Origin of the sequence: Dolichospermum sp. UHCC 0352, from assembly GCF_009711925.1 — a bacterium.
In the GTDB taxonomy this organism is placed as follows: Bacteria; Cyanobacteriota; Cyanobacteriia; order Cyanobacteriales; family Nostocaceae; genus Dolichospermum; species Dolichospermum lemmermannii.
Map to the genome: position 1 here is coordinate 1 of NZ_VIKY01000118.1, position 3,681 is coordinate 3,681.

At 40.1% G+C, this 3,681-nt stretch carries 4 protein-coding genes; 2 read left to right on the forward strand and 2 right to left on the reverse strand.

Annotated elements, in window-relative coordinates; all coding sequences use genetic code 11:
• Window positions 1–176: 176 nt before the first annotated feature.
• Complete coding sequence (locus FJR06_RS07910) at window positions 177–347, reverse strand: ribbon-helix-helix-containing protein (protein ID WP_015079854.1); 171 nt, start codon at window positions 345–347, stop codon at window positions 177–179.
• 371 nt (window positions 348–718) lie between these two features.
• Window positions 719–2,335, reverse strand: coding sequence for a hypothetical protein (locus tag FJR06_RS07915; protein WP_168651189.1), 1,617 nt, complete (start codon window positions 2,333–2,335; stop codon window positions 719–721).
• Between the two features lie 299 nt (window positions 2,336–2,634).
• Here FJR06_RS07915 and FJR06_RS07920 point away from each other — a divergent pair, with 299 nt between their 5' ends.
• Both FJR06_RS07920 and FJR06_RS07925 read left to right on the forward strand, forming a co-directional pair.
• Entirely contained in the window at window positions 2,635–2,991 is a 357-nt protein-coding gene (locus FJR06_RS07920; protein WP_015079852.1) for an iron-sulfur cluster assembly accessory protein, read from the forward strand.
• A gap of 176 nt (window positions 2,992–3,167) precedes the next feature.
• A complete protein-coding gene (locus tag FJR06_RS07925) occupies window positions 3,168–3,599 on the forward strand; it encodes a M48 family metallopeptidase (RefSeq protein WP_015079851.1) in 432 nt (143 codons plus the stop codon).
• Window positions 3,600–3,681: the final 82 nt, after the last annotated feature.

Below are 3,681 nucleotides of genomic sequence, written 5' to 3' on the forward strand. Positions count from 1 at the left end.
GCCCGTACAGTTGTCAGTTGTCAGTTGCAAAAGAATATTTCTCTCCCCCTGCCTCCCCTGCCTCCCCTGCCTCCCCTGCTCCCCCTACTCCCCTACTTCCCCTACTCCCCTACTTCCCCTGCTCCCCCGACTCCCCTACTTCCCCTGCCCCCTGCCCCCTGCTTCCCTGCCCTCTATCACCCTCCGGCCACTTCTTCCCCCTGGGGTAAACTTCTAATCAGTTCCCGAATTACATCTGTTGCTGGTCTACCTGTCTGTTGACAATATTTTTCTAGTTTCTCTGCTTCTTGTGTTGCGAGATTAACTGTTATGCGTTTAACTGCCCATTTTTTATTTGTCATTATCATGCACTTTGCTGTATATTAACTTGATTTAGAAAGTTCGGTCACTCAAAACAAAAATGATACTATGAAAGTTAGTCGGAATTAACAAGGTAACAAAAACACTAATCTTATTTAAAATTTTCAGTTTGTCAACTACCTACCAAAATTTTTTTTGCGATGATTTTGCTTGAATACGGGAAATTTCTGGAGATTTGCACCATGAGTGTATTTTATACCAATTTAAGATGAAGCTGTATTGAATCAGATTTCTAGAATTATTGACCGCGGATAAAGACGGATGAATTCATGGATTTTATGATTCTGTGCAGCCTCTCATCAAGTTGGTATTAGATATCCTGTAATTTAATTCATAAATTTTAGGTATATCTATTTTTTTAGTCAAGTGTTTCTAAGTTTAATTCTTCCGAGGAAAGTACATTAGCTTCTAATAGAGCCATCATATCTCGTAATTGAGGATTACCACGAGCAGTCCCGGTCAATCCTTTGGCAATAATTAAACCGCAATGGCCTTTGGTATTTTTACACCGCTGATGCCATTTTTTCTTAGCTTCTATGTGAACTGGATCATCATCTAAAAATTGCCCAAACAAAAATAATTCATTATTATGTGTTTGCAATAAACCTAAGTCATAGAGATCATCATCCACAGGATCGGTTACCGTATGAAAACAGATGGCGTTTAATCCTCCAGCAGCTTGAATATTTTCAATAATTCCTTTAGCTTTAGGGCGAGAGGTTTGAATGACAATTACAGGTAAACCGTCCCCTTTTAGTTCAAATTCCCCTGCTGCTTGGTAATTAGGCGCTTGACGCAGGTAATTTAATGTTTCCCAGGGTAATACTCCCAAACTCATGAAAGCATCTTCAGGGATTAAGTCGTCTCTGAGGGCTTCAAAGATGGAATCATCTTCATCTTCATCATCTTCGTCATCTAAATCAAAACCAGCCATTTCTTCTAGTTCTGCTGTCAAATCTGGCATAGTAGAAACGGTGACAGTTAAAGATTTGCGATTGTTTTCGGGTTCTGGTAGGGAAATTCGATAACGTTGACTCAGGGTAAGAAAATCTTCGTCGTATAATTGCCGATGGTGGTCATGCAGAAACCGCAATAAACTTTCTACAGCAACAAAAGTTAGTAGTGCTTCTTCTTCATACAAAACGGAACGTAATCCTTCTAGGGGATGAATATTTCCGAAGGTAGGTTCAATTTCTGAAAGTGGCATTTGTGCCAAATTTCCTAGATCATCATCTTCGTTTTCGTGCAAGGAATCAAAGGTGAGAAATAAACAATCTTGTTTGAGGAAGGCTTCTTCTAAATCTTGCTGAAGTTCATCTTCATCAGCTAAAACAGCAGCCCGAAACCGCTTGAGGGAATCTTCCGAACGATAAAACAAAATTCCATATTCAATTCCTAGCATTCCCATGACTGAGGCATAGAGTTTCTCTACATCCCATTGATTAATCTCTATGGATAAAATTTGCTGTTCTTCTAAAAATCTCCAAGGGGCAGATTGCCAAACTTCTAAGGCTTTATCATGGAGAAGTTGGGCGTATTTGGGTGGTAAATCGGGAATTTGGCTATCAATGACTTCGGCAAAAGAACGAAATAGTTCGTCAATTATGGGTAATTCTGGTACGTAGTCAATGGCAATATCTAAGTCTTGCAAGACTCCGCGCAGGTAAAATTGAATTTCCCGGTCGCGGACAACTATTCTTTGCGGTCTACCGGGTTTGGCTGGACTTTGGGGATGTTCTATTGCCTGCATGAGGGTACGCACAATGGCTTCTGGTCCCAGGGCGGGATCTACCATGTCCATGCTTCTCACAATGCCTTCTGAGGCATCTACCCAAAGAATACAATCTCCTTTGGCATCTGGGTCTGTAAAGGGGGTGTGTGGTGATGACAATGGACGGCGATCGCCCTCCCATACAGAAGGAATCTGGGGTAATTTCTGCAACCGACGACTGGTAGAGCGATTAAAACTTGTCATAGAGTAAGTGAATCAAAACAAAGCGATTGAAAATTAGAGTTTTGGGAATGGTTAATCTTTCAACACACCGAACCCCTCAATTCTAGAATAAAAATCTGAGGTTGCTAATAAACACAGCAACAGTTGACACAAACAGGGATTATTCTAAAATTTTCTCCTATCTTTCCATCTTCCCATCTTCTTATGCTTTTTTGCCGTCGGAATGTCGCTAAAATGAATACAAAAACATTCATAGCAGCCCAGAGGTACGAGAATGCCTGATGGGGTATTGATAAAACTAGTTCAGGAGTTAAGAATTTATGACACAAGCAACTCAAACTCAACAACGGGGAATTCTATTATCTGAATCTGCATTGCGTCAGGTTAAGTCTCTTCAAGATAAGCAAGGGCAAGATCTATGCTTACGGGTGGGAGTTAGACAAGGTGGTTGTTCGGGAATGTCTTATATGATGGATTTTGAGGATGTCAGCAAGATTAACCCTGATGATGAGGTTTTTGATTATGATGGCTTCAAAATTATCAGCGATCGCAAAAGTCTACTTTATCTTTACGGCTTAATGCTCGATTATAGTGATGCCATGATTGGTGGTGGTTTCCAATTTACTAACCCCAATGCTGCCCAAACTTGTGGTTGCGGTAAGTCTTTCGGCGTTTGACACTCCCCGGTCTAAAGACATTGACACCTAAAATTTTTTGGAATTTTCAGGTATCAATTCCGAGGTTTTCAGCATATTTTTTGATAAGTTAGGAGTCAGAAGTCAGAAGTCAATTAACAACTGACAACTGACCACTGACTAAGAACAACTGACAACTGACCACTGACTAAGAACAAATGACTAATACAATTGATTCCGTTGATTCCCTATTTGATAAAGGTTTAGAACGCTACAAGGCTGGAGAATCTGTAGAGTCACTGATTCCTGTATTTAAAGAGGTATGCGATCGCTCTCCTAAAGCCAGTTCAGCCTGGGTTTGTCTCGCTTGGTTATATCTTCTTGATAATAAAGGTAAATTGGCTTTCAACGCTGCTAATAAAGCTGTGAAACTCAATCCCCAAGATCCGCAAGGAAGAATTAATCTGGCTTTAGCTATGTTAGAAACAGGTCAAAAAGGTTTACGGGAACACATTGATTTTGCACAACAATTGATATTTGTCAATGAAGAATGGCAGGAAGAAGTTAAAAATAGCATTGAAGATGGTTTAACCAGAAAACCTGATTGGAAAAACTTAGCCAAAGTCAAAAAATGGTTATTTGAAAAATAGGGAATAGGGAATAGGGAATAGGGAGAAGATACTTCCAATTAACAACTAACAACTGTACGGGCGAAGCATTTGGAGAACTATT

Bases quoted from the DNA above. Each gene is read 5' to 3' on its own strand.
- FJR06_RS07925 (WP_015079851.1), top strand. From the start codon at position 3,168: ATGACTAATACAATTGATTCCGTTGATTCCCTATTTGATAAAGGTTTA.
- FJR06_RS07910 (WP_015079854.1), bottom strand. From the start codon at position 347: ATGATAATGACAAATAAAAAATGGGCAGTTAAACGCATAACAGTTAAT.
- FJR06_RS07915 (WP_168651189.1), bottom strand. From the start codon at position 2,335: ATGACAAGTTTTAATCGCTCTACCAGTCGTCGGTTGCAGAAATTACCC.
- FJR06_RS07920 (WP_015079852.1), top strand. From the start codon at position 2,635: ATGACACAAGCAACTCAAACTCAACAACGGGGAATTCTATTATCTGAA.